Origin of the sequence: Egbenema bharatensis FJBBOT/2019 (assembly GCF_048077055.1) — a bacterium.
Classification (GTDB): domain Bacteria; phylum Cyanobacteriota; class Cyanobacteriia; order Elainellales; family Elainellaceae; genus Egbenema; species Egbenema bharatensis.
On the sequence record NZ_CP182236.1, the window covers coordinates 4,303,299 to 4,322,471 of the forward strand.

Annotated in this window: 16 protein-coding genes and 1 pseudogene; 8 read left to right on the forward strand and 9 right to left on the reverse strand. The window is 51.1% G+C overall.

What is annotated here, in order from left to right; genetic code table 11:
- Positions 1-73: 73 nt before the first annotated feature.
- The gene (locus ACM1PF_RS19890; protein WP_416666384.1) at positions 74-208 is read left to right on the forward strand and encodes a hypothetical protein; all 135 of its coding nucleotides are present in this window, start codon (positions 74-76) and stop codon (positions 206-208) included.
- Positions 209-307: 99 nt separating this feature from the next.
- On the opposite strand, the gene lipA is transcribed toward ACM1PF_RS19890, so the two are convergent.
- Positions 308-1,192 (reverse strand): lipoyl synthase, encoded by an 885-nt coding sequence (gene lipA / locus ACM1PF_RS19895; protein WP_416666385.1) that lies wholly within the window; start codon positions 1,190-1,192, stop codon positions 308-310.
- Positions 1,193-1,426: 234 nt separating this feature from the next.
- Positions 1,427-2,326 (reverse strand): lipopolysaccharide assembly protein LapA domain-containing protein, encoded by a 900-nt coding sequence (locus ACM1PF_RS19900; RefSeq protein ID WP_416666386.1) that lies wholly within the window; start codon positions 2,324-2,326, stop codon positions 1,427-1,429.
- Between the two features lie 117 nt (positions 2,327-2,443).
- Here ACM1PF_RS19900 and ACM1PF_RS19905 point away from each other — a divergent pair, with 117 nt between their 5' ends.
- From ACM1PF_RS19905 to ACM1PF_RS19935, 7 genes and pseudogenes are all read left to right on the forward strand, one after another.
- Positions 2,444-5,206, forward strand: a complete 2,763-nt coding sequence (locus ACM1PF_RS19905) for an AAA family ATPase (RefSeq protein ID WP_416666387.1) — start codon at positions 2,444-2,446, stop codon at positions 5,204-5,206.
- A 280-nt stretch (positions 5,207-5,486) separates the two neighbouring features.
- Entirely contained in the window at positions 5,487-5,963 is a 477-nt protein-coding gene (locus ACM1PF_RS19910) for a DUF4383 domain-containing protein (protein ID WP_416666388.1), read from the forward strand.
- Between the two features lie 887 nt (positions 5,964-6,850).
- A complete protein-coding gene (locus ACM1PF_RS19915; RefSeq protein ID WP_416666389.1) occupies positions 6,851-7,918 on the forward strand; it encodes an ABC transporter substrate-binding protein in 1,068 nt (355 codons plus the stop codon).
- 239 nt (positions 7,919-8,157) lie between these two features.
- A pseudogene (locus ACM1PF_RS19920) lies at positions 8,158-8,654 on the forward strand (thiol-disulfide oxidoreductase DCC family protein).
- 120 nt (positions 8,655-8,774) lie between these two features.
- Positions 8,775-8,999 (forward strand): indolepyruvate ferredoxin oxidoreductase subunit alpha, encoded by a 225-nt coding sequence (locus ACM1PF_RS19925; RefSeq protein WP_416666390.1) that lies wholly within the window; start codon positions 8,775-8,777, stop codon positions 8,997-8,999.
- A 14-nt stretch (positions 9,000-9,013) separates the two neighbouring features.
- Positions 9,014-9,742: an ABC transporter ATP-binding protein gene (locus ACM1PF_RS19930; protein ID WP_416666391.1), complete on the forward strand. Its 729-nt coding sequence runs from the start codon at positions 9,014-9,016 to the stop codon at positions 9,740-9,742.
- A gap of 215 nt (positions 9,743-9,957) precedes the next feature.
- The gene (locus tag ACM1PF_RS19935) at positions 9,958-10,605 is read left to right on the forward strand and encodes a glutathione S-transferase family protein (RefSeq protein WP_416666392.1); all 648 of its coding nucleotides are present in this window, start codon (positions 9,958-9,960) and stop codon (positions 10,603-10,605) included.
- A 159-nt stretch (positions 10,606-10,764) separates the two neighbouring features.
- On the opposite strand, the gene cobO is transcribed toward ACM1PF_RS19935, so the two are convergent.
- The 7 genes from cobO to ACM1PF_RS19970 all read right to left on the reverse strand — a co-directional run bounded on the left by cobO (position 10,765) and on the right by ACM1PF_RS19970 (position 18,958).
- Complete coding sequence (gene cobO / locus ACM1PF_RS19940) at positions 10,765-11,472, reverse strand: cob(I)yrinic acid a,c-diamide adenosyltransferase (protein ID WP_416666393.1); 708 nt, start codon at positions 11,470-11,472, stop codon at positions 10,765-10,767.
- 318 nt (positions 11,473-11,790) lie between these two features.
- Positions 11,791-12,027, reverse strand: coding sequence for a hypothetical protein (locus ACM1PF_RS19945; protein WP_416666394.1), 237 nt, complete (start codon positions 12,025-12,027; stop codon positions 11,791-11,793).
- A 553-nt stretch (positions 12,028-12,580) separates the two neighbouring features.
- Positions 12,581-14,287, reverse strand: coding sequence for an L-aspartate oxidase (gene nadB / locus ACM1PF_RS19950; protein ID WP_416666395.1), 1,707 nt, complete (start codon positions 14,285-14,287; stop codon positions 12,581-12,583).
- 168 nt (positions 14,288-14,455) lie between these two features.
- Positions 14,456-14,884: a photosystem II complex extrinsic protein PsbU gene (gene psbU, locus ACM1PF_RS19955; RefSeq protein ID WP_416666396.1), complete on the reverse strand. Its 429-nt coding sequence runs from the start codon at positions 14,882-14,884 to the stop codon at positions 14,456-14,458.
- A 102-nt stretch (positions 14,885-14,986) separates the two neighbouring features.
- Positions 14,987-16,051: a glycosyltransferase gene (locus tag ACM1PF_RS19960; protein WP_416666397.1), complete on the reverse strand. Its 1,065-nt coding sequence runs from the start codon at positions 16,049-16,051 to the stop codon at positions 14,987-14,989.
- 140 nt (positions 16,052-16,191) lie between these two features.
- Entirely contained in the window at positions 16,192-17,760 is a 1,569-nt protein-coding gene (locus tag ACM1PF_RS19965) for a glycoside hydrolase family 1 protein (RefSeq protein ID WP_416666398.1), read from the reverse strand.
- Positions 17,750-18,958, reverse strand: a complete 1,209-nt coding sequence (locus ACM1PF_RS19970; protein WP_416666399.1) for an MGDG synthase family glycosyltransferase — start codon at positions 18,956-18,958, stop codon at positions 17,750-17,752. The genes ACM1PF_RS19965 and ACM1PF_RS19970 overlap by 11 nt, the downstream gene beginning before the upstream one ends.
- Positions 18,959-19,173: the final 215 nt, after the last annotated feature.

The following is a 19,173-nucleotide window of genomic DNA, read 5'->3' on the forward strand; positions in this document are numbered from 1 at the left end:
CTATCTTCTGTTCATTCCAGGGCGATCGGGCTTATTTGTCACCTATTGCCAAACTTAAAAGGAGGCTAAACCGATGACCATTGGATTAGAAAACACCCTCACCAGCCTGCATCGCCATATTGCAGATTATCGTCCTCAACTGGAACGCGCGATCGCTGCCCCAAAGCAAAAAGCCCGACGATTGCCGCCGGGCTGTCTTTTGGTGTGAGGAGTGTGAAGTGAAAGTAATTTAAATATAATCACTCCTTATGACGATGGTGGATCGATCGTGTGTCAGTTCTGTCACAGACTGATTAAAAACACTGAATCAACCAGCCACAGACGATCGCGGGTGCTGCTGCATCAGCTCTCTCACCTGTTCCGCATGGTAAGAACTGCGGGTGAGGGGAGAGGAAACCACCTGCAAAAATCCGATCGTTTCGCCAAACTCACGCCAGGCATCAAATTGTTCTGGAGTCACGAAATCCTGCACCGCCAAGTGCTTCTGGCTGGGCTGGAGGTATTGCCCGATCGTCAAAATATCGCAACCGACCGATCGCAAATCCTGCATCACCTGACGCACCTCCGCATCCGATTCCCCCAACCCCACCATAATGCCCGACTTGGTATAGACCTGGGGAGCCAGTTGCCGCGATCGCTGCAATAGTTCCAGGGTGCGATCGTAATTCCCTTGAGGACGAACCCGGCGATACAGACGAGGAATGGTTTCCGTATTGTGGTTCATCACCTCGGGACTGGCAGCCAGAATTGTTTCCAAAGCAGCCCAATTACCGCAGAGATCAGGGATCAGCACCTCGATCGTGGTTTGGGGCGAGAGATGACGAATCGCAGTGATACACTTCACGAACTGAGAAGCTCCCCCATCCGGCAAATCATCCCGGTTCACCGACGTAATCACCACATGGTTCAGCCGCATTCGCCGTACTGCTTCCGCCAGGCGATCGGGTTCAGTTGGATCAAGGGCTTTCGGCTTTTTCTCAAAATCAATATCGCAATAGGGACAGGCTCTCGTACAGGCGGGCCCCATGATCAAAAAAGTTGCCGTTCCGGCATGAAAGCACTCGCCAATGTTGGGACAGGAAGCCTCTTCGCAAACCGTGTTCAGCCCCAAATCGCGCAATACTTCCTTAACACCGCCCACCCGCTCCCACTGAGGAGCCTTGACCCGCAGCCACTCTGGTTTTACTGTCACGGCGATCGCTCGTTAAATCAAAATAATCAATCATCCAGTTTATCTTAACAAGCGAGTTCATCGCTCGCATACTCATCCCGAACTCGTTCTGGACTGATCCCAGACTGATTCAGCCTGAATAGGGGTTGCTCTAGTACACTGCGGCTTGAATATGCCGACCATCTGTAGGACAGGCTTCTAGCCTGCGCGGGCAGGATGCCCGTTCTACGGTAGCTAAACTCACGCCAAGGTCTACTAGTTAGTGCCTCCCCTAGCTTCCACCAACCGAAACCGATTGCGCCCTCTCCGTTTGGCATGATCCAGGGCTTCATCTGCCTGTTGAAGTAAAAAATAACTGTCTACATGCTCCATGAAGTGGGCGATCGCCCCACCAATGCTGACCACAACGGGTAGGGTCGAGCCATCATCCAACTGGAGGGATTCTTCCGCCAGGGATGCCCGCAACGCTTCACCGTACTCCGAAGCCGACTTGGTGGTTAGCCCCGGAATCACGCAGACAAACCGCCCGCGCCCATCGTGGTAAAGCCAACTGTCTGGCAAAATCGTCTGCTGAAGTCGAGCTGCAACCGCCTGGAGCCACTGGGATTGTACCGTTGGGTTCACAAATAGTTCTTCGGTTTCCGGGTAAGGGTCAATTTCGTAGACGCTGACCGAGTTATAGCGTGGATCATGGACATTATCGGCCATCCGCTGCAATAGGTAGGTGACGGAAGGAATAACCAGATCCGATCGCAGTAAACCCGTTTTGGGTTCAAAATTGCCCAATGCCCTTAACAGTTCAGCATTTTGTTGCCGAACGAGATGAGTAGACTGCTGGTGAGAGGCAATTTCCTTATCTTTTTCCTGAAACCGCCAGCCTAACTCCTCCAATTCCCGTCGCACTCCCGAAACCCGCATACTCCGGCGAATCAGGGCGGGGATAGACACCAATAACCCAATCAAAACCCCAGCCGCCAACGTCAGCAGCAGCACCAGGGCCAACCTTTCTTCAAAGGTGAGGTTAAACAGGTTAATCGTAACAACATCAGTGTTTTGGATCGCAAACAGGACGGCGAACAGGGCGATCACCAGAGCGAGAATGACTAAAAACTGCATGAGTCGATGGGAATGGATAGAGAGGATGGATGAATGCACCCGTCATTCATACTATCTCCATCTTACTCACCGGATGAATCGGGTCAGAATTTCTCTGAGTTGATCCATAATGGTGCAGGTGTTCTATCTTAGAGCCAGAACTGCGCAGTTTGACTTATGGAAATCCTCTCAGTCACGTTGAAAAACTTTAAGTCCCATAGCGATCGTGCCTTTCAGTTTCAGCCCGGTACGAATGCAATCTGCGGTGAGAATGGGGCCGGTAAAACCAGTATTCTAGAGGCGATCGCCTGGACACTATTTAACTATCGTGGCGCGTATAAGGTAGAGGATCTGATTCGGAATGGGATGAGTAATGCGCAGGCGATCGTGGAGTTCGTCTCGAAGCGCGATGGGCGAACCTATGCAGTGAAACGCTGTACGACTTCAGGATATACCATTTTTGATCCGCAGTTAGGTGAAAATTTAGATTATAAGCGGATTGATGATGAGATCATGCCCTGGCTGCGGCAGCATTTGGGTGTGGCTCCTGGCACCGACCTGGGGCGTTTGTTTGCCAATACCATTGGCGTTCCCCAGGGTACTTTCACGGCTGACTTTCTGCAAGCTCCCGAAAATCGCAAGAAAATTTTTGACAGCATCCTCAAGGTAGAGGAATATCGCCAAACCAATCAGCAAATGTTGTCGCTGGAAAAATATGCCAAAGCTCAAGTTGAGGCTCTGGATCGAATGATCGCCCAGTACAGCGAAATTTTGGAGGAACAGGAACCCCTCCAGCAAAAACGGCAAATCCTCAGCCAGGAGATGACCCAGGCAAAATCTACCCTGGATGAACTGCAAACCCAACTGGCTCAACTTCAAACCCAGAAAGAACAGCTCACTGCCCAGTCCAAACAGGTGCAACAGCTTGCGGTTCAAATTCAGCAACTCACTACTCAAATGGAGGGACGGCAGCAGACGATCGGTTTGTTGGAGCAGTCCAGGCAGCGCGCCAGGCTGGCCGTGCAAACTTGCGAAACCCACCGTTCTACCTATCAAACCTACCTACAGGTGCAAAATACCCTGAAGCAACTGGATCAACAAATCCGGCAGCGGCAAACTTTGCTCAAACAGCGAGACACCCATCTCAAGGTTCGAGCTGATCAGCAAACGGAACGGGCTCGCCTGAGTGTGCAACTGGATGCCCTTTCCCATGCGGCAGCGGAAATTGAACAGCTTCAACCGGCCATTCAGCAACAGGAAGCCCTGGAACAGCGACAGGCCGCGATCGTGGAGCACCTGAACCAGATTCAGTCCCACAAGTCAGAGCAGCAAAATCTCTCTCGCCAGTTCACCAAGCTTCAGAACCAGCAGACTGCTTTAGTTCAAGAAATGGAGCGAATTCAAACCTTCCAAACGGCAGTGAACCAGATTGCAGACCTGGAGCAAAAACGCGATCGGCTTCAGGAAAAGCTGAGTCGAGTGGAGGCGGCAAAACAGTTTGAAGCAGAATTGCGGCAGTTAGTGACCGCCGGGGAAGAACAGCGCGATCGCCATCAGCTCAATGCAGAAACCGCCCTCACGACCCTGCGAGAAATGCAGCAACTGGTTCCTCTGCTGGCAACGGATTCCGTTGAGGCGGCCCTGGCTGCGATTCAGGCGGGCGTTGATTTAAATACAGACCTATTGAACACTCTCTGGCGGATTTTGGCCGACTTATCAGAACAAGTTTCTGTCCCGAAGCTCCAGCAGCAGCACGAGCAAATCAAATCGCAGCTAGAAACGAGCTACCATCAACGGGCAGAACTGGCCACACTGAAGACCAAACAAACTCAACACACTCATCTCACCGAGGAAGTGGCCCAACTGCAAACCCGCCTGACTCAGCTCAAGGAGATCCTGTCCGCCGAATCCGATTGGCAACAACAGCGACAGCAGGTCATGGCCGAACTGAAGCAACTGGGCGATCCGCGTGGCCGAACGCAATTTCTGAAACAGCAACTCCAGCAGCGTGATACTCTCAACACTCAGTTTGCCGCCCTCAGCACTCAGTCTGCCTCAACTCAGGCAGCGATCGTCGCTCTGGATGCGGAACTGGAAGCGTTTGCCGAACTGGATGAGCAAATTGAATACCAGAAAGAATTGCTGCAATCCCAACAGATGGGCTACCTGATCTACTTGCAACATCAAAATGATGCGAATCAACTGCCCCAGATCGAAGCAGAGGTACAAGCGGCGATCGAACAGCTTCAGCGGCTCAAAACCGAGCAACACACCCTGCAAACCCACTATGAGCAACTCAGCCAAACCTTTGATCCGCAACAACTCCAGCAGATTGAAACCGCTTACACCGCAGCTCGCAGCCAGGCAGACCAAATTCAGGGCGGCTTACCCCAGCAGCGGAAGTTGCTTGATGAACTGGATCAACGGTTGCTGAGTTTACAGGGAACCGCCGAAAAGTGCGATCGCGCGAAACAGGAGTTAATCCACAAAAAGCAGGTGCAAAAATTTATTACCTTTGCCCGTAAAGCCTACAAAGAAGCTGGGCCGCGCATCACCGAACGCTATGTTCAGACGATTTCCAGAGAAGCCGATCGCCTCTTCCGCGAACTTTTAAACCGACCTAACGTGGCCCTAGAGTGGACTCGTGATTATGAAATCCTGGTTCAGGAAGGCTCCCACAACCGCCGCTTTATTAACCTTTCTGGGGGAGAACAAATGTGTGCTGCCCTGGCGGTTCGCCTTGCCCTGCTGCGAATTTTAGCCGATATTGACATTGCCTTTTTTGATGAACCAACCACGAATATGGATCGTCCCCGCCGGGAAAGTCTGGCAGAGGCAATTTCTCATATTAAAACTTTCCGTCAACTGTTTGTGATCAGCCACGATGATACCTTTGAAAAGGTAACTGAGAATATTATCTTCGTGGAGCGAGAAGGTTAGGGCATGGTTTCAAAGACTTGCCGGTTGTCAACCTACGGCTTAGAGTCAGTCATTCACAAATCAGTTCGCAGTTGTTTAATTCGCAGTGGTTCAATATAGTGTCGATTATTTTCCCCTGACTCATTCCAGCGAATGAGTATCCTAATTCACAACGAAATGAAACACGTCCTCATCCCTTCTGATGGAGGAAGAATTGGCTGACCAGACGCTAGGTTGTAAAGAACCTTTTAGCCTGGTTTTGCATTCAGTTTTTTGTCATTGAAGAATTAGGAGGGTTGTTATGCAGGCAAAGAGAACGGGTACACAAAACTTTGCTCTAATTATCGGCATCATGTATTTGCTCGTGGGCTTGATGGGATTTATCCCAGCCTTTGTGAGAGCGCCGATCGTTTCCCCAGAAGCAGCGGGTCTTGGCTTTACGGGTGGATACGGATACCTCATGGGTTTGTTCCCGATTAATGCTTTACACAATATCATTCATGTTCTGGTAGGCATTTTGGGAATCGCTGCATCCATATCATTAGATAGTTCGCGCCTATTTAGTGGTGTCCTGGCTCTGTTCTATGGGGCCTTAACCCTGATGGGCCTTTTCCCACCCACTCAATCTACCTTAGGGTTGGTTCCCATCTTCGGAAATGATGTCTGGCTTCATGCTGGAACTGCGGCGATCGCTGCTTACTTTGGTTTTATTGCCACTCCCAATTTGTTGGAGCTAGGTGGCGAAACATCGCAAAGCCCAACGGGTAGCGAAAGTTAAGGGTATACGGAAAAATAGCGAATCCGTAGGGCGCACTGCTGTGTGCCCTTATTGTGTGCCCTTACTTCAAAGATGGAAATACCATTTTATTGCAGATCCCTTAAATCCTTTGGTGGCATGATCCATTGCAGATTGATCGGTGACGCTTGACCAGGAAGCCGTTGACGAGCGGCTTCTTAATGATGTTAGGAAATTATAAACAGTATTGTCTTACTCAAGGTGATGGCTGGTCAGTTGGTTCAGATAAAACTTTTGATATACAATGCAGAAGGAATTTTAAAGGGTATCAGTGTTCTTTGATACTGCTGAGTTAAGTCAGAAAAAGATATCAGAATGAGGGGCATCTACCCAGTACTTTCAAATGTTTCCCTGACCTCGTGCTAGATTCTCAATCACAATCGGCTTAATCTATCGACATCTCAATCTGTCGATTCTGTCGATATATCGACCGCCTGACTCAAGGAATGAATCAATTCATCCCCGATAGTTTGAAGGTGAATCCATTTAGCGATTTGTCCCCAATCATATTTCTTGAACACATCGTATGGTGCTAATTGACTAATTGCATAACGAAGTGCATAAAAACGTGCATATAAATGTGCAAACGAACCTATCGCACAGACGGTTTTGTGTGTTTGTGCATCATAGCGTCAACTCTTCCAGTGTAATTTGCCACTCACACACTAAAGAATAAAAATTGAATAACTTGAAGTCCTTGTGGGGTGGGCATCTTGTCCGCTCAGTCAACAAGGCAGAATGATTGCTCAAGTGATTGAACCATTTCGGGTTCATTCCTCGCCCCTTGGGGCAAAATACCTGCTGGGGCTTACCCTGTGGGTGCATACCCTTGATTCCATGATCCTAACCACGTAGATAGGGACTACCAAATGAACGTTTCAACATCATACCGCTGGACCCGTCGCCAGACCCTTTGGATGCTCTCTGGCGCGATGGCAGGTGTGGCACTGCACGGTTGCCAAAACCCAACGGCGAGAACCTCTGGTGGATCAGATGAGGCGATCGCTGCGGATAGTTCTGAACTTGTTTCAGTTGCGGTCGGCGTGACACCCTGGATTGGCAACACGCCCCTGTTTATCGCTCAGGAAAAGGGCTTTTTTAGAGAGTTGGGTTTGGACTTAAACATCAACGTGTTTCAGTCGATGGCGCAAGGCTTTCCAGCTTTCACGGTGGGGCAGTTGGATGCAGTCACCCCCGTCACCTCAGAGGTGGTTTCGTTAGCGGAACGAGGAGTTGATTTTCGGGTTGTCATGGTGCTGGATGTTTCTTCGGGTGGAGATGTGATCCTGGCACGCAACAACATTCAAACGATTGAAGACTTCCGAGGCAAGCAAATTGCGGTGGAACTGGGAGGCGTGGGGCACTTCTTCGTGCTGCAAGTTCTGGCGGAAGCAGGGCTAACGGAGCAGGATGTGGAACTGATTAACACTCCTCCCGATGCCGGGGCCGCGGCCTATCAGGCGGGCAATGTTGAGATTGCCTATTCCTACTCCCCTTTCAGCGATAAAGCCAACGAAGTGCAACCCGATGGCCGTACAATTTTCAGCACGCAGGAAATGCCCACGGCGATTGCCGATTTCTTCGCGTTCCGAACGGACTTCATTGAGGCGAATCCCCAGGCTGTGTCTGCCTTTGTGGAAGGGAATATGAGGGCGATCGCATTCCTGGAAACCAATCGGCAGGAAGGGTTGGAGATTATGGCAGCAGAGTTGGAAATTACGCCCGAAGAGTTGGATGAGCAGCTTGCAGGCATTGAACTACCGAATCTCGAAAGAAATGCAGAGATGCTGGCCAACCCCAACAGCGATCTTTACATGATGGATTCCCTGAACAACATGGCCCAATTCTTGCAGGATCAGGGCCAAATTGATTCAATTCCGGATTTATCTAATGTGATCGATCCACAGTTTGTCCAAGCACTGCAAGAGCGAGCGTAGGATTCGGAGTCAACCGATCGGCTCCCGTAGCGCAGGCATCTGGCTTGCCTATCCTCGATCGCACCAGACTCGATCGTACTGGACTCGATCGTACTGGGCAGTCTCATCAGGGGCTGCCCTTAACTTTATTCTTGATCCAGTAATTGTTAAATTTTATTACACTAAAAGCAGCATCGAAATCAACCAGAGCCAAGTTTAATCTGATTGCGTGTTACCTGAATTAGTGTCACCTGATTTATATGTCCTCATCCAAGTCGTTGTCCAACCCTCCATCTGATCTCAGTCCTCCCGCTGCTGCTGAACCCACCTGGAAAATTAAGCTGCTTTATGACGGAGAGTGTCCCCTCTGCCTGCGCGAAGTGAACTTTCTCAGGCGACGGGATGCGGGCCGTGGGCTGGTGTCCTTCGTGGATATTGCCGATGATGCCTATATGCCAGAGGCAAACGGCGGGGTAGATTTTGCTACGGCAATGGGACGAATTCATGCAGTGCTCCCCGATGACACTGTTATCAAAGATGTTGAAGTTTTTCGTCGGGTTTATGAGATCCTGGGCATGGGCTGGATCTACGCCATTACCAAACTTCCAGTGATTGGTTCACTTGCGGACTGGCTCTATGGAATTTGGCCGATCGTCGCCTGTCCTTAACTGGACGACCTGATCTGGAAACGATCATTGCCGATCGCCACAGTCGCCTTAGCTGCGAGAATGAGGGACGCTGCCGACTTCCTGAATAGATTGGCAGAATAGAGGATGCACGAATAGAAATGCTGGGTTGAAAGACTACGCTAAAGCTGGGTAGAATCTAGCAGCAGTGGGCGTTTCTGCCGTTTTTGAGAGATTTGAGAGAGAAGACTATGCCGCATACGATCGTAACGAATACCTGTGAAGGAGTAGCCGACTGCGTAGATGCCTGCCCGGTGGCCTGCATCCATGAGGGGCCCGGTAAGAACACTAAAGGAACCGACTGGTACTGGATTGACTTTGCCACCTGCATCGACTGTGGGATCTGTCTGCAAGTCTGTCCAGTGGAAGGGGCAATCCTGCCTGAGGAGCGATCGGACTTACAAAACACACCGTAATTGAGAAGCCCACTATGACGACTCCCCTGCTCCGCGTTGAGGATGTCTACGCTGGATATGTATCAGACCTGGATATTTTGCAAGGTGTCAATTTCCAACTCTACCCAGGGGAACTGGTGGTGGTCATTGGCCCGAATGGAGCAGGGAAGTCTACCCTGGCAAAAACGATTTTTGGGCTACTCACTCCCCGTCAGGGGCAGATCTGGTTTAAGGATAAGCCGATCGCTGGCTTAAAATCTAACCAAATTGTGAAGCGGGGTATGTGCTATGTGCCGCAGGTAGCCAATGTGTTTCCATCTCTGACGGTGGAAGAAAATTTAGAGATGGGCGCGTTCATTCACAGTGGTTCCCTACGATCGCTCAAAGCTGAAATTTTTGACCTGTTCCCTCGCCTGGTGGAACGACGACAGCAACGGGCTGGAACCCTGTCTGGGGGGGAACGACAGCAGTTAGCAATGGGACGTGCGCTGATGCTGCAACCCACGGTATTGATTCTGGATGAACCGTCAGCGGCCTTATCTCCCGTACTCGTCAACAGCGTATTTGAGTTAATTCAACGGATTCATCAAAACGGCACTTCGATTATTTTGGTGGAGCAAAACGCCCGCAAGGCTCTGGCCATGGCCGATCGCGGTTATGTCCTGGAAGCAGGCCGCGATCGGTTTGAAGGAAGGGGAATTGACTTATTAAATGATCCTAAGGTAGGCGAGTTGTATCTGGGGGCAACCCGTCCGCAAGGATAAGATTCTGATTAAAACTCTGATTAAAAGAGCAATGAGACACTCCAACTCTTGTGGGGTGGGCATCTTGCCCGCCCTGTCACCCAACTGCTCAACCCCACCATTGCTGTCCTTCCCTTTCCAGGATGAATAATTTAGATAGCAGCCGTGAATTAAGCGGATAGATTCCAGGCAACACTCCCTTTACGCTGAAAGCAGAAATTATCCGGGGACTCCCTATGGCTCCATTCACCCTGATTATTGGCAACAAAAACTATTCCTCCTGGTCACTGCGGGCCTGGCTAACCCTGAAGCAATCCGGCATTCCCTTTGAAGAAATTCGGATTCCATTAGACCAGCCCAACACCCGATCGCAGCTTCTCCAACATTCTCCCTCTGGATTGGTTCCCGTCCTGAAACACGGCTCTCTTACCCTCTGGGAATCGCTGGCCATTTGTGAATATATCGCAGAACAGGCTCCCGATCGCTTGCTGTATCCGGCGGGAATGGAGGAGCGGGCAGTGGCGCGATCGGTCAGTGCGGAAATGCACGCTGGATTTGCAGCTCTACGGCAATATCTGCCAATGGACTGTCGATCGCGGATCTCAAAGCACCCGATTCCTGACAACGTGCAAGCAGAAATCGATCGAGTTCTGGAACTCTGGCGAATGTGTCGGCAGGAGTTTGGTGAGGGGGGTGAGTTTTTGTTTGGGCAATTTTCCATCCCCGATGCCATGTTCGCGCCAGTAGTGACTCGGTTTATCACCTACGATGTGGCGATGGACGACGTTTCCCAGGCTTATGCAGCGTCCATCCTATCCCTACCCGCGATGCAGGAATGGCTGACCGCAGCCGCAGCCGAGGTTGAGGTGATTGATGATCCTTAGAAAGGGGAAGGGGGAATACCAACCGCAGGTAAGGAATGCAAATTTAATCAGCTGAAATTCTTGTGGGGTGGGCATCTTGCCCGCCCATTCAACCAAGCAGAACGGTGGACAAGTTATTTAATCCACGATCCTAAGATCTCGGCGCGACGGAATAACCTCCTAAAATTCAATTCCCGGTTGAGCCTTTACCCCCTGCTCTCGGAAAGGATGTTTCACCAGCGTCATTTCCGTCACCAGATCAGCCCGATCGATTAAGGCAGAGGGAGCACCCCGTCCGGTCAGGATGATATGGGAATCTTCTGGCTTTTGAGATAAGCCCGTCAGGATATCTTCCACTGCGAGATAGCCCAGTTTTAACGCGACATTCACCTCATCCAGCAGAACTAACTTAAACTCAGGATTGTGAATATAGGTGGCGGCAGTGTTCCAGGCTTCCTGCGCTTTTTGGATATCTCGATCGCGGTCTTGGGTTTCCCAGGTAAAGCCTTCTCCCATCGCATGAAACGCCAGTTGTGGTTCAGTGCCTTCTGTCCAGTGAGATAACACCGCTTTCTCTGCCGGTTCCCAGGCTCCTTTAATGAACTGCACGATCGCCACCCGGTAGCCATGCCCCAGCGATCGCATCACCATTCCCAAGGCGGCTGTCGTTTTTCCCTTACCATTGCCCGTATGGACGATGATCAATCCCTTCTGGCGATCGCGTTCTGCCAATCGCTGTTCCTGCACTTCCTTGCGTCGCTGCATTTTACGCCGATATTGCTCTGTGGTTAATCCAGTGGCGGTGGCTTCTTCATCCAGGCGAATGGCTTCCTGGTCGATAGTGGAATTGAGGGTGCGATCGGTTGGTTCAGAATGAATAGAACTCATGGTGAGGGAGGTTCAGTATCAGTGTCGTTGCGATTCCTCAGCGTAGCACGATATTTTGATTGACCCTGGGCTAATTGTAGAACTGGGACGCTTGGGATTATGGATTAAACAATCTGTGTGCAATGATTCTACTTTGTTGACTGGGCGGGCAAGATGCCCACCCCACAAGAGTTTTGGATGGCTGGGCGGGCAAGATGTCCACTCCACAAGAGTTTTGGATAACTGGGCGGACAAGATGCCCACCCCACAAGAGTTTCAGGTTATTAAATTTGTATTTCTGGGCGGACAAGATGCCCACCCCACAAGAGTTTTAGAATTTCATCGCATGGTGCGGTATTCGGTGCTGATGGACATGAACACGGTGGGATCGGGTGTCGGTAGGAGGGGACTCCAGCTTTCGATGCGGCGGAAGTTTTTCAGATAGAGATCGTGAATGGTGGCACGAACCACTTCTTTCGAGCCGAAGATGATAATCCGAACGCGCTCTCGCCCGGCACTCGGATCAGAATCATCTCCAAAGGCAGGATGATCGAACAGGTTAAAATCACCTGTCATAGGAATACTCCTTGTATGGGTTAGGGTTTATTGATCAGAAGAAACCCACCAACCCGGTTGTCCCCCGCGTTCAACCATCGCAAAGCCAGGGATAGGAGGTGTTCAACAAAAACGCTAAACTAGTCCAAGCCCGACGGACAGCTACGGTCGTCTGTGGGGTTAGAGGTATGTTGTAGTGGCTGCTACTTCATACCTCGTCAGGTTGTTGGGAGCCAGGCTACTGCGACACGCATTAATCACGCATTTATGTAGCCATAAATTAAGAAGATACCAGATCGATCGCCTCAGTCAAGTGTTCTGTTGTACAAATTTACTGGAGAGAGGAGGAGAGGGGCGATCGAGGTTGCGCCGTGGGATGCTACTGGATTGATACTGTTGTGGGGAGCGTTGTCCAGCAAAGATGACGGATCATACCCCTGATTTCCACGAATCTGGTTAAATCAATATTATTTAATGTTATTCCTATTTAAGGAAGAAGAAATATGTTTTTATTTCCATTTGGTGTTGTACTTCTCAGCGGTTTTATTGGAATTCTTTGGTCATTTTTTCTTCCTCAGTTAGAGGATTCTGATTCAGGATCCGTCTGCACCACAGCAGATCTATACCAGGCGTGCCCCTCCACCAACGTATGCACCTGCCAGGCTGGATCGGTTTGGGGATAGTCCGATCGATAGTGTCCGCCCCGGCTCTCAGTGCGCAGGGCTGCGCTTTTCAGAATTAAGTAGGCAACATCTAATAAGTTGCGCGTTTCACTCCACAGACGCAGTTGAGATGCTTCAGGGTGCTGAACCTGGATCGATCGCCCCGGATCAGTCTTCAATTGCTCCAATAGCGATCGACTGATGGGTAACGCTGCAAATACCTCCCGCCATTGTTCCACCTGAGTGATAGCTGGTTCTAAGACCTGCTGCTCTCGACAAATTCCCGCACTCTGCCACATCAAGCGGGGTAACGCCTGTCGCCACTCCGCAATCTGAGCGAATTGTTCCTGCCAGCCTTCTAAATCTTGGATTTTGGATTTTGGATTTTGGATTGGTTCTTGCTGTGGGCTGTGAGCTAGGTGTCGGTCTGCTATATCTCGCAACTGCGCTCCAAACACCAGACATTCCAGCAGGGAATTACTGGCCAGGCGATTTGCGCCATGCACGCCGGTACTGGCAGTTTCACCCACTGCATATAAATCTGGGAGAGTGGTGCGGCTCAGGGTATCGGTGGTGATGCCCCCCATCCAGTAGTGAGCCGCTGGAGCAACGGGAATCGGTTCCTGAAATACGTCTACTCCATAGGTCTGGCAAACCTGAATGATATTGGGAAACCGTCGCCGAATCGTGTCGGGTGGAATGGGACGGAGATCCAGCCAGACGTGGGCCGTAGACGGATCAGCAGTGGTGCGTTGCAGATGGTTAAAAATGGCGCGGCTGACCACATCCCTGGGGGCCAGTTCCCCCGCCGAATGGTACTCAAAGGCAAATCGATCGCCCTGGTCATCCACTAAATGGGCCCCTTCCCCCCGGACGGCTTCACTGATTAAAAAGCGGGGTGCGCCTGGTTTCGTTAGAGCCGTGGGATGAAATTGGAAAAACTCCACATCTCGGATTTGCGCGCCGGCCCGCCAGGCCATCGCCACCCCATCCCCCGTACTCAAATCCGGATTCGTGGTTTGGGCAAACACCTGACCGCCCCCTCCCGTCGCCAGGACAACAGCTCCCGCTTTTAACCCCACGATCGCCCCTTCATAGAGCAAGCTGACTCCGCGACAGTGTCCCTCTTCCATCCACAAATCCAGCACGAATGCCTGGGAGAAAACGTGGATATTGGGACGGTGCAGCACCTGCCCTTGCAGCGTTGAAACCATGGCCCGCCCGGTGGTATCCGCTGCATGAAGGACGCGACGACGGGAATGGGCTGCCTCCAGGGTTAAGGCTAAATTTCCCTCATGGCGATCGAAGGCCACCCCCATTTCCACCAGGGACTTGACGCACTGCGAGGCATTTTCCACGAGGAGTTGCACCGCCTCTAACTCACACAAACCCGCTCCCGCTTTTAGGGTGTCCTGAATGTGGAGCCTGGGGGAATCATCAGGAGAAATGGCCGCGGCAATCCCGCCCTGGGCCCAGTCACTGGCAGACAGACTTAACGTGTCTTTGGTAATCAGACCCACCCGCAGCGACTCAGGAATACAAAGGGCAGAATACAATCCCGCCGCTCCACCACCCACAATCAAGACATCCAACCAATCGGGCAAAGGGCTATGAGGCACAGGCTAAACCGCTCGATCGCTACAGAACAAAAAAATAGAGATAAAAACAAAGTCCGCTAGTGCGGACTCTTAACGTTGATGGTATTACAGCAACCTTTGGACAATTGCTCTACATGAGCTAACCGAACCTCCAGTGGCAGAGGCTTGGCAGTGCCAAACCCCTACTTTCTAGCGGTAAATTCCATTATTGAAGCGATCGCCCCCTTCCGTCAGGGCTGCTTCAGGTGGAGTCACCGTGAAGTTGCTCAGGTTCGCCTGCAAAACTTCCTTTTGGCGCGAAGTTAAGCCAGGCATATCCAACACATCTTCTACGCTGTCAAAGGGAGCATTTTTCAAAATCGTGCGGGCCAAGGTGGGGTATAGACCGGGATAGTCCATAAAAGCCCGAACGTTAGTATTGTTCAAATCGATTTTTTGCGCAAACTCTGTAGCGAGTTTGTCATCCATCACATTGCGAACTTCCACTGCGACGATCGGAGACGCATTGAAAGACAAACTGTTCAAATTAGCTGCCATTGCGGCTTGGGTTTGCCCCAACCATCCTAGACAACCCATCATCAGTCCCAATGCCATGACCATGCCAACCAAGCGTTTCATCAGTAAGATCCCTCCCAATCTTGACAAATCGAACTTCATATAAAGTCCAAAAACACAGCATTTATATAGAGCCTACCACTGAATCGGACGGTATAGAAGGAGTTACTCTGCGCTGTAGATACTCAGCAGGGATTTGGGGCGAAGGGAAGTGATCAGATAGCCTGCATAGATCAGCAGGGCTGCCACAAACGCGATCGGCAGGGCGAACGGTAAATCCAGCCAAAACCCAGGATGATTTTGTCTCAGCTTAGAGAGTCGATCGCCAAACACCCCCAGCTTACTCCTCACCCCCGTCGGTGTCGGATCAGCCTCCAAACTCTCCTTCTGAGCTTCCCCACTCCTGGCTCCTGACTCCTGCCTCCCCACTCCTCTCTCCTCTCTCCCCACTCCTCTCTCCTCTCTCCTCTCTCCTCTCTCCTCTCTCCTCTCTCCCACCCCTTCCCCCCCAATCAACCGCTTCTGCCAATAATAATCATGTCCAATCAGCAAAAATCGCCAGAAGAAGTGAGAGAGTCCATTGGGGGGAGCATGGACGACTTTAGCTTTGGGATGTTGCCAGATGGTATAGCCCTGAGTGGTCAGTTGGTGGGCGTGGACGACGCAGTTGCCCCGGTAAAGGGGTAAATCAGTGGGAATGGGATGTTGCAGTAAGAAGGTACGGCGGAACGCAACGTTGTTGAGAAAATACTGATTTGTGGGGGTAGGTTGGGTGCGCTGGGAGAACTGCGGGAAGATGTACGCCAGGGCCATTGCGGTTCCGTAGGCTCCCTGTCCGCCTGTGGTGGTTTCTCCTGCCACGGTTTGAATGGACTCATCTTGAAAGCAGGTCAGGATGGTTTGTAGCCAGTCGGGGGAATACAGACAATCCGAATCGTAATAGACGACGATCGCCCCGGTGGAAAGGCTAGCTCCCAGCATTTTGGCCTGATAGTAGGTGGTTTCAGGGGGGGCATGGTGAACCTTAATCCAGGGATAGCAATCGCAGAGTTGCTGAAGTAAGTCGGGAGGAATATCGCCGCTTTCAATTAACCAGACCTCGTTTGCAGCAGTTGGCTTGGGTTCCTGAGCTGCCAGGGAATCCAGCGATCGGGCTAATCCACGAACATCGGCAGTCGCTAAATTTTCAGTTTCCAGAACAATCGAAAAACTGGGCAACAGCGTTTCCATAGCTGTTCCTCCTATCTCTCACCACACCTCAATCTTATCTGGAAGGAATGGGAAAATCTGTATCTTTAGCCCAGAAACCGCAAGATTTGCCACCTATCCCCCTTTAGTCAGGGCATTGCTATGCGCCCGCACCGGGTACGTTATTGTTCCGCATACCCCTGGCTCAAACTCGATCGCACCTGCTGGGACTTTTGAATTAGCCGCGCATAGGTTTCTGAGGGTCGATCGCCCAGATGATCGGCCACCAGGCGATCGGTTCCTGCCTCAAAGTTGATCGTGAACAACCCAAACCGAGGGGTATAGGAACCCCATTCATAGTTGTCCGTTAGCGACCAGTGCATATAGCCGATGACCGGAACCCCTTCTTCTAACAGGCGGTTGACCTGCTGGAGGTGGGCTTCCAGGAACTCACTGCGCTGCATCTGGTCAGGGCGATGGGTGGCAATACTGTTATCTGGTTTGCGACGGAGTGCCATGCCATTTTCGGCAATCAGAACTGGACGATCGCCGTATTCCCGCGAGTAATACTGACAGAAAAAATGCAGTCCTTCCGGCAAGCTGCGCCAGTCCCACCATTTGCTGGTAATCCCACTCATCAACCAACCCCGGAAGTCTTTAATTTCAAACTCAAAGTCCGAAAAGGCAGGAATCCGCAAAATATGGGCGATGAAGGGGTCATAGTAATCGATCGCCACATAATCAAACACCTCTGGGCGATCGGATGCTGCTAATGCCTGGAGATAGGTCTGGAGCGATCGAACTTTAAACCTCCGATGACCAAACCAGTTCGCAGCATGACCCACGAATCGTCCGAGGCGATAGGGAAGGTCGCGGCGAAAATTCAGGTTAGCATCCTTCAGGGTTTGGCTGAACTGTTTGGCATTCGCAAAAATGTAGTTGTCTAATTCGTCAGGATCGATCTGCCGCCGTCGCAAATCCAGCAAATCCCAGATCACTTTTTCTGACCAGTAGAGGTCACTACAGTAGGTATTGAGGGATACTTGAGGAGTCGTCCAACCTTCCACGACATACAGATCGTGAATGCAGTTGTAGGCCTGAACATGGGCAGCCAATAGATGATCATAGGCTTTCAGCACTGAGCCAAATCCCCGCACCTTTGCTGGAAATTGGCCACTCAGGTAGGCACTCGTCACCAGCATATTCGGCTCATTGATGGTAATGTACCAGTGAATCGGAGCCTGCTGATACTGCTCTGTGAGTCGATGGTTGATATGGGTAACTGAAACTCGCACATATTCCACAAATGCCTCGATCGTCTCTTCCTCCAGCCAGGCATCTATGCCTAACCAGGCGGGATGGGTAAAGTGGTGCAGGGTGACGAGCGGTTCCAATCCATAGCGACGGCAGGCAGCAATGCGATCGGCATAGGCATCGAGAGCATTTCGATCAAAGGGGGGAGCTGAAGTGGGAGTGGTGCTCGTAGAGGGCTGAATCCGGGCCCATTCCAGCCCAATCCGAAAGGAGTTTAGCCCCATTTGCTGGCAACGCTGAAAGTCTTCCTCGTAGCGAGTCCAGAACTCGGCTGCTTTGCCCGTTTTCATCACAGCTCCCCTGGCTTCCGCGATCGACCAATTGTTCTGAGGTTGACCGGGCGCATTGTAACCGCCTTCACTTTGATAGCCGGAGGTTGCCACACCCCAAAGGAAGGAATCCGTTGAAGTTGGCGTAGTTTCTAAATTAGTTTGCATGGGTTTCGGTTAAATCACTTGAAGCCTGAGATACCGCCTTTGCTTTCTGTTGATCTTTTCTATTGCGATCCGCTTGCCAGTGGTTCAAAATAAAATCCGCAATATTCAGAGCTGCGCGAGGCTGCCCCAGTTCTAAGGCAGATTCCCGCATTTCATTGAGCCGATCGGGATGTTTGAGTAGATATTGCACCGCAGGTGTCACCATTTCCAGCAAGCGCAGCTGAATGCCCGCCCCAGCCGCCGCAATCACATCGGCATTTTGCTCTTCCTGCCCAGGAATCGGATCAACAATCAGCATTGGGGTTCCCCGCGCCAGAATTTCGCTGGTAATTAATCCTCCAGCCTTGGTGATGATCAGATCGCTGGACACAATCAAATCATCTACATAGTCAATCATGCCGACCTTACGCAACTTCACAGTGGGACTGTCGGTTAAATCTGCCAGATCATCTAACAGTTCCTTGTTTCGTCCCGCTGCCACAATCAGCGTTCCCGATTCCAGATGCTCCAAAAGATTGGACACCATAAAATGCACCCGTTTGGGATTCAGCCCGCCACCAAATAGGGTAACGACGGGGATATCCAGCGGCAGGTCATGCTGCTTTCGCATTTCAGGTTTAGACTTGGGCTGCATGATCTCCAGTTTGACGGGAATTCCCGTGACCTGCAACATCGATCGATCGACTCCCCGCTGGACTAGAAAGTTAACGCTAAGATCATTCGGCAAGAAATAGCGGCTGACTCCGTAGTTAATCCAGGTGCTATGGGCGATCGTGTCTGTAATCACTACATACTGCGGACAGGAAACCTCATCCTCTTGTTCCAGTAACTGCAAAAACCGACTGGGAATTTGCTGCACACAGACGATCGCATCGGGGCTAGCATCCTTTACCATTTTGCCCAATCGGCGAAAGAAGGGACGCTCAATTTTGGCCCAGGCTAAGTTATTATCCAGTGACTTTTCCAGATCATCGACATCACTCCCTTCGTAAAAGGCTTTGTACAGTTGGGGAACTTTAACGCTCAACTGCTCGTAAATCTGGGTGACAGCATTGCGGTAGATCGAACTGGTATACTTCAGGGCATCTTCACTCAACACTTCCACGTTCGGTTCATGCAGGAACGCATCATGCAAGGCTTTGGCGGCACTCACATGACCTGAGCCAAGAGAAGAATAAAGGATGAGAATCCGCGTCATATTTACTCACCCAGAGATTGGGATAACAGGTTCATTATTGCAGGTTGGTCAAGCGTCTTGGCGAAACTTGAGAAGGATCTACCGCAGCGATCGTGGGTGGGAGTATGTCACGTTTGCAAGTCTGACCTTCATCCCCCAACCCCTTTTCCCACAGGGAAAAGCTACCGTGTACACAGATCTTGGCTGAGAGGCTCAAACCCTGATAGATCCGCCTA

Coding starts and splice junctions, on each gene's coding strand:
- ACM1PF_RS19890 (WP_416666384.1), top strand. CDS start 74: ATGACCATTGGATTAGAAAACACCCTCACCAGCCTGCATCGCCATATT.
- ACM1PF_RS19905 (WP_416666387.1), top strand. CDS start 2,444: ATGGAAATCCTCTCAGTCACGTTGAAAAACTTTAAGTCCCATAGCGAT.
- ACM1PF_RS19910 (WP_416666388.1), top strand. CDS start 5,487: ATGCAGGCAAAGAGAACGGGTACACAAAACTTTGCTCTAATTATCGGC.
- ACM1PF_RS19915 (WP_416666389.1), top strand. CDS start 6,851: ATGAACGTTTCAACATCATACCGCTGGACCCGTCGCCAGACCCTTTGG.
- ACM1PF_RS19925 (WP_416666390.1), top strand. CDS start 8,775: ATGCCGCATACGATCGTAACGAATACCTGTGAAGGAGTAGCCGACTGC.
- ACM1PF_RS19930 (WP_416666391.1), top strand. CDS start 9,014: ATGACGACTCCCCTGCTCCGCGTTGAGGATGTCTACGCTGGATATGTA.
- ACM1PF_RS19935 (WP_416666392.1), top strand. CDS start 9,958: ATGGCTCCATTCACCCTGATTATTGGCAACAAAAACTATTCCTCCTGG.
- cobO (WP_416666393.1), bottom strand. CDS start 11,472: ATGAGTTCTATTCATTCTGAACCAACCGATCGCACCCTCAATTCCACT.
- ACM1PF_RS19945 (WP_416666394.1), bottom strand. CDS start 12,027: ATGACAGGTGATTTTAACCTGTTCGATCATCCTGCCTTTGGAGATGAT.
- psbU (WP_416666396.1), bottom strand. CDS start 14,884: ATGAAACGCTTGGTTGGCATGGTCATGGCATTGGGACTGATGATGGGT.
- ACM1PF_RS19960 (WP_416666397.1), bottom strand. CDS start 16,051: ATGGAAACGCTGTTGCCCAGTTTTTCGATTGTTCTGGAAACTGAAAAT.
- ACM1PF_RS19965 (WP_416666398.1), bottom strand. CDS start 17,760: ATGCAAACTAATTTAGAAACTACGCCAACTTCAACGGATTCCTTCCTT.
- ACM1PF_RS19970 (WP_416666399.1), bottom strand. CDS start 18,958: ATGACGCGGATTCTCATCCTTTATTCTTCTCTTGGCTCAGGTCATGTG.